The sequence below is a fragment of the Bradyrhizobium sp. genome (assembly GCF_016462955.1).
Lineage (GTDB): Bacteria > Pseudomonadota > Alphaproteobacteria > Rhizobiales > Xanthobacteraceae > Bradyrhizobium.
Window position 1 is genome coordinate 349 of record NZ_JAEMSD010000368.1, and the last position, 6,579, is coordinate 6,927.

Here is a 6,579-nt window from a genome sequence, read left to right on the forward strand (position 1 = left end):
GGACAATCGGCGCCGACCCCGGCAGATCACCCGTCCTTTGCGCCTCAAGTTTATCCCCGGACCGGAAGCGGCTCCAAGCGGGTAAAAATAGTCAGGGGATGCTGCAAAGTTATGTGACTTATGGCACACTTCTCCGGCGCGGTTTTACGCGATCCTGAAGTTGATGGTTTCAAGCGATTTGCCAAGGGTAACGACCAGAACGTTCATAAGGACATTGACATGAGCAAGCAGGCCGAATTTGCGGTCATCCTGAAGATGAATCCGATGTTCGCCGATCTCGGCGCGGACGAGCTCCAGCGGCTGTCCAATCTCTGCCACACCCAGCACCTGGGGAACGGCGAGGTCCTGTTCCAGAAGGGCGATCCTGGCGACGCACTGTTCGGCGTCCGCCGCGGCCAGGTCCGCATCGAAACCGGCGCCTCCGACGGCAGCCGGCTGACTCTGAATTTCATGGGCCCGGGCGACCTGTTCGGCGAGGTCGCGGTGCTGGACGGCCAGAGCCGCACGGCCGACGCGACCGCGGGCGAGCCCAGCGAATTGTTCGTGCTGCGGCGCGAAGATTTCCTCGGCTTCCTCGAGCGCGAGCCCAAGGTCGCGATCAAGATCATCGCCCTGCTGTGCCAGCGCATCCGCTGGCAGAGCGAGCGCATGGAAGAGTCCATGCTGCAACCTCTGCCGGTGCGCCTGGCCCGGCGGCTCTGTGCGCTCGCCGCCGATTTCGGCTCCGAGGTGCACATCTCGCAGGAACAGCTCGGGATATTCGTCGGCGCCGCCCGCGAAAGCGTCAACCGCCAGCTGCAGGCCTGGCGCAAGGACGCCATCCTCGATCTGCAGCGCGGCCGCATCCTGCTCAGGAACATGACCAAGCTGACCGCGATCGCGCGCAACGAGTAGGGTCAAGCAATCGGGAGCCTGCGTCTGCGGACACGATCGCGGTCGATCGTGTTAGCGCTCGCCTTTTGCCAGTGCACGACCGCGGCCTTTGCAATCTCACTCCGCCGCGGGGTGCACGAGGCTCTTCGGAGCTGGCCCCGCTTGCGCCGGCGCCGCTTCGTGATGACCATCCGTCTCGGCGTCCTCGCTGTGCACGATCAGCCGCTTGGCGAAGCGCCAGATCAGGGCGCCGAAATCGTCCATCACCATGAACATCGCGGGCACGAACACCAGCGACAGGATGGTCGAGAAGATCAGGCCGCCGATCACCGCAAGCGCCATCGGCGAGCGGAATTCACCGCCGGCGCCCACCGCAAGCGCGCTAGGCACCATGCCCGCGGCCATCGCGATCGTGGTCATCACGATCGGGCGGGCGCGTTTCATGCCGGCGTCGATCATGGCTTCCTCGCGCGGCTTGCCGGCGCGAATGGCTTCGATGGCGAATTCCACCAGCATGATCGCGTTCTTGGTGACGATGCCCATCAGCATCAGGATGCCGATCCACACCGGCGTCGTGAGCTGCTTGCCGGTGAGGAGCAGTGCCGCGATGGCGCCGCCGATCGAGAGCGGCAGCGAGAACAGGATGGTGATCGGCTGCAGGAAGGTGCCGAACAGCAGCACCAGCACGGCATAGACCATCATCAGCCCCGCCGTGATGGCGGTCGCGAAGCCGTCCGACAATTCGTTCAGGCTTTCCGCGTCGCCGGAGGGCGAGACCTTCACGCCTTTCGGCAGAGACTTCATGACAGGCAGATCGTAGATCTTCTTGGTGGCATCGCCGAGCGCGGCCGAGCCGACGAGGTCGGCGGCGACGGTTGCCTGCCGCTCGCGATCGTAGCGGTTAATGCTGGTCGGACCCTGGTCCAACTTGATGTCGGCGATCACCGAGAGCGGCACGCCGCCCTTCTCGCCGCGCTCGCCGAGCGGCACGCGGAGCTGCTCCAGCGTCTTCAGGCTGCCGCGGGCGGCATCCTCGAGCTGCACGCGGATCGGCACCAGGCGGTCGCCCACGTCGAATTTGGCGAGCGCAGGTCCGACGTCGCCGATGGTGGCGACCCGGATGGTCTGCGACAGGCTTTCGGTGGAGACGCCGAGCCGTGCGGCGAGATCCGCGCGCGGTTCGATGCGCAGCTCGGGACGCTCCAGCGAGGTTTCCGAGATGACGTTGGCGATGGTGGGAATCCGCTTCATCTGCGTCGCAAGCTCGCTCGCGACGTTGTTGACGATGTTGGGATCGACGCCGGTCACCACCAGCGAGATCGCGCGCAGGCCGTTCTCGTCGAGGAACCAGAAGCGGATGTCCGGAACGTTCTCCAGCTCCTGGCTGATTGAGAATTCAAGCTCGCGCTGGGTGATGTCGCGGCTGTCCTTGGGCGTGTAGTTGATGATCAAAGCAGCGCGGCGGACTTCCTGGGTGCCCGGCGGGACGCGCCCGCCGTCGACGAAGATGCTCTTCACCTCGGGCCGTTTGCGCAGCCGCGCGACGATGTCCTCGGTGACCTTTTCGGTGTAGGCCAGCTGGGTGCCCGGCGGCAGCTCCAGCGCAAGCAGAGAGCGGGCGCTGTCCTGGGCCGGCAGGAAGCCCTGCGGCAGCAGCGTGATGCTCCAGATCGATGCAGCGAACACGCCGAGGCCGATCAACACCGTGATGTAATGGTGCTTCACCGACCAGGTTACGAGGCGGTGATAGGACCGCAGGATGCGGCCCGGCGGCGGCTCTTCGTGCGTGCTGTGTTTGAGGAAATAGGCGGCCAGCACCGGCGTGACGAAGCGTGCCGCCAGTATCGAGAAGAACACCTGCACCGAGACTGTGATGCCGAACTGCTTGAAGAACTGTCCGGCGATGCCCGACATGAAGCTCGCCGGCGCGAAGATTGCGATGATGGTCAGCGAGATCGCGATGACCGCGAGGCCGATCTCGTCGGCGGCCTCCAGCGCGGCCCGGTAGGGCGACTTGCCCATGTTCATGTGCCGGACGATGTTCTCGATCTCGACGATGGCGTCGTCGACGAGAATGCCGGTCGACAGCGTGATGGCGAGGAAGCTGACCAGATTCAGGGAGAAGCCGAGCAGGTCCATCGCCCAGAACGCGGGGAAGATCGACAGCGGCAGCGAGATCGCGGCGATGATGGTGGCGCGCAGGTCGCGCAGGAACAACAGCACGATGACGACTGCGAGGATGGCGCCTTCGAACAAGGTCGAGATCGCGGCGTGGTAATTGCCGTTGGTGTATTCGACCGAGGTGTCGATCACCTTCAGGTCGACGTCGGGATAGGCGGCCTTCAGCGCGTCGATGCGCTTCTGCACGGCCTCGGCCACCTTGACGTCGCTGGCGCCTTTGGAACGCTTGATGCCGAGCGCGACCACCGGCTCGCCGTTGAAGCGGGCGAAGGTGCGGCGGTCGGCGATGGTGTCGGTGACGGTGCCGAGATCGTCGAGCCGGACCTCGCCGCCGCCGAACAGCGGAATCATGGTGCCGGCGAGATCGCCCAGCGTTTTGGCGCCGGCGAGCGTGCGGATCGCCTGGTCGTTCTTGCCGATCTCGGCGCGTCCGCCGGCGACGTCGACATTGGTGCCGCGCAGGCTCTGGCTGACATTGACCGCGGTCAACCCCATCGCCTGCAGGCGGTCGGGATCGAGCGACACGAGAATCTCGCGCTCGACGCCGCCGATGCGCTCGACCTGGGCGACGCCGCGCACGCCCTGCAGCGCGCGCTTGACCACGTCGTCGACGAAATAGGAGAGCTGCTCCGGCGTCTTGCCGGGCGAGATCGCGGCATAGGTCACGATCGGCAGGCCGATGACGTCGACGCGCTGGATCAGCGGCTCTGTGACGTTCTGCGGCAGGTTGGAACGCACGCGCGTCACCGCGTCCTTGACGTCGTTGAGCGCGCGGTCGGTGTTGGTCTCCAGCGCGAACTGGATCGTGGTGACCGACAGGCCGTCGGTGATCGAGGAGGTGATGTGGCGCACGCCTTCGACGCCGGAGACGGCGTCTTCAACCGTCTTGGTGACCTGGGATTCCAGCTCGGCCGGTGCGGCGCCGAATTGCGAGACCGCGACCGAGATCACGGGAATGTCGGCCGAGGGCAGCCGTGTGATCGCGAGCTTGGTGAAGGACACCCAGCCGAGGACCAGAAGGATGATGGAGAAGACGACCGACGGCAGCGGATTGCGGATCGACCAAGCCGAAATATTGAGAGCCATCAGCGTACCCGCGTGCGATCGAGTTCATCGGCGAACATGGTCTTGATCTGGTCGCCGTCATGGAGCGAGGAGCCGGCGTCGGCCACGACGATCTCGCCGACGTCGAGACCTTCCAGGATTTCCGTCGCGGTGTCGGACGACAATCCGACCCGCACCTTGCGTGTCTCGATGGTGTTGCCCTTGACGACCTGGATGGTGAGATGGTCGATCGCGGTCTTCGGAATCGAGACGCCGCAGCTTCGCTTGGCGTCGATCGAGGCACGGGCGAATACGCCGACCTTCAGCGAGGGATTGTTGGCGACGCTGATGCGGACGCGGCCGAGCTGCGTGGCACGGTCGATCTCGGGCGCTACCAGCCGGACCCGGCCGATCAAGTCCGGCGCGTCGTCGCGGCCGATGCGCACGGTCGCGCCGGCCGTGAGCTTGGACATGTGCACCGCCGGAACCTGGGCGTCGAGCTCGATCTCGTTGTTGACGGCGATGCGGAACATCGGGCCGGCCTGCGGCGAGGCGGGCGCGCCGACGATGGTGCGGACCTCGGTGATGAGACCCGGCGCCGGCGCTCTCAGCGAGATCGGGCCCTGCGGGCCGGGGCGCTGCGGCTGGCCCGGGATCTGCGGCGGCGGGGTCAGGCGCGCCAGTTCCTGGTTGTCGGTGACGATGGTGCCCTCGCTGACGAGCAGGTCGGTGACCCTGGAGCCTTCCTGGTCGGCAACGACCACCGCTTCGCGCCGCGGCACGAAGAAGCCCGTCACGCGCACCAGATCGGAGAAACAGGCATTGGTCGACTTCGTCACGATGACGAGCGCCTCGCTCGGCGTCTCCTTCGGCTCGGGGCGCTTGCGATGCTCGAACAGATAATAGCCGACGCCGACCGCGACGACGAACACCACTGTTCCGGCCGGCTTGAGATACTCAGTCAAATTCATCGCCGGATCATCCTGACCTGGCTCACGGCCGCGAGGCTCAAACGGAGCGTTTCCCTGAAACAAAGCGGCGTCCCGCAAGGCTGCGGGACGCGCTTCGGAAGCGAGACCTTACACCACATCACGACTGGTCACTGCAAAAGGATGGCGTCGCGCTCACTTCGATGCGGTGGTCTTGTTTTCCATATTGACCACCTGCACGCGGCGGTTGGCCTCCGCCAGCGGCTGGCCCGGATCCTTGAGCTTGCTCTTGCCGTAGCCGACGGTGACGAGGTCGGTCGCGGAGATGCTGTACTTGTCGACGAGATAGCGCTTGATCGAATCGGCGCGACGCTCCGAAAGCTCCTGGTTGTAGGCTTCGCCGCCGGCCGCGTCGGTGTGGCCTGCGACCACGAAGGTGGAGCCTTTCAGGTCGGGACTGGTCAGCGCGCGGCCGAGCGCCTGCACCGCCGGCAGCGACTTGGTGCTGATATTGGCGGAGTTGTAGTCGAACGTGATTTCGAGGTCGATGTTCGGCTTGTCCTTGGCGACCGAAGCGATCTCCTCGCGCTCGGTCGACGACAGCGAGCGCGTCGAGCGGCCGCGAACGGACTGCAGCAGCTTGGTCTCGGCCGCATTCGGCGCGGATTCGGTCTGCGGGCCGATCGAGAGGCCGCGGGTCAGCGGCTTCTTTGGCGCCGGCGCCAGCGCACGGACGATCTCGTCCTCGGTGACATTCTTGCTGTTGCCGTCATCGCCCGCATAGGCGGCCGAGGTCGGCAATGACAGCATGGCGCCGACGGTGATGATGGACAGAATCGCGGTAAGCCCTTTTGCAGCCGATCTCATAGCCAGTCCCTCCTGCGCAGCCAGCTCGCGTGCTTCTAAAAAATTCCGGCAACAAGCACCCGAAGAGGCGTGTTGCGGCATCCGCCAGATTGGTCTTTCCAGGGCTGTTCAAGGTTCGAGCCCCGGACCGCCTCAATTCAAAAAAATACTAGCGCACTCCGTAGCTTGCGAACTCCTGAACGATGTTCGGATCCATCGCCTTGGCATTGGCGATGTCCAGCGCGCCTTCCTGGGCCGAGCCGTTGCGTTGCTTGGCAAGGCCGCGTCCATAGAGCGAGGAGGTCAGGCGCGGGTTGATCTTCAGGGCGGCGTCGAAATCGGCGATGGCATTCTTCACCGCGCCCGACTTCAGGTTGACGAGGCCGCGGCTGTCCAGCGCATCGACGAAGTTCGGTCGCAGCCGCAGCGCCTCGTTGCAATCCTTCAAGGCGCCCTGGAGGTCGCCGACGACCGTGCGGGTCCAGCAGCGGTTGTTCAGGGCCTCGACGTCCTTCGCGTTGATCCGGAGGGTGTCGTCGAAATCCTTGATCGCGAGGTTGTAGGCGCCCTTGCTGGCATAGACCTGGCCGCGCCGGTACAGCGCGTTCACGTCGTCAGGATTGGCGGCAATCTTCGCGGTCAGGCCCTTGATCGTGGGATCGTCGGCCAGGACGGCGGCGCTGGGCCCGCCGTCCGTGCTCGGTGC

At 65.3% G+C, this 6,579-nt stretch carries 5 protein-coding genes; 1 reads left to right on the forward strand and 4 read right to left on the reverse strand.

Annotated elements, in window-relative coordinates; all coding sequences use genetic code 11:
• Positions 1–219: 219 nt before the first annotated feature.
• A complete protein-coding gene (locus JHD07_RS28420; RefSeq protein WP_291628214.1) occupies positions 220–894 on the forward strand; it encodes a Crp/Fnr family transcriptional regulator in 675 nt (224 codons plus the stop codon).
• A 96-nt stretch (positions 895–990) separates the two neighbouring features.
• Here the strand turns inward: JHD07_RS28420 and JHD07_RS28425 are convergent, their stop codons facing one another.
• The 4 genes from JHD07_RS28425 to JHD07_RS28440 all read right to left on the reverse strand — a co-directional run.
• On the reverse strand, positions 991–4,140 hold the full coding sequence (locus JHD07_RS28425) for an efflux RND transporter permease subunit (protein ID WP_291628216.1): 3,150 nt from the start codon (positions 4,138–4,140) through the stop codon (positions 991–993).
• A complete protein-coding gene (locus tag JHD07_RS28430; protein ID WP_291628217.1) occupies positions 4,140–5,069 on the reverse strand; it encodes an efflux RND transporter periplasmic adaptor subunit in 930 nt (309 codons plus the stop codon). Before JHD07_RS28430 ends, JHD07_RS28425 begins: the two co-directional genes overlap by 1 nt.
• Before the next feature lie 153 nt (positions 5,070–5,222).
• Entirely contained in the window at positions 5,223–5,894 is a 672-nt protein-coding gene (locus JHD07_RS28435) for an OmpA family protein (protein ID WP_291628219.1), read from the reverse strand.
• Positions 5,895–6,042: 148 nt separating this feature from the next.
• Positions 6,043–6,579, reverse strand: a 537-nt coding sequence (locus tag JHD07_RS28440) for a tetratricopeptide repeat protein (RefSeq protein ID WP_291628221.1), incomplete at its 5' end; no start/stop codon positions are given.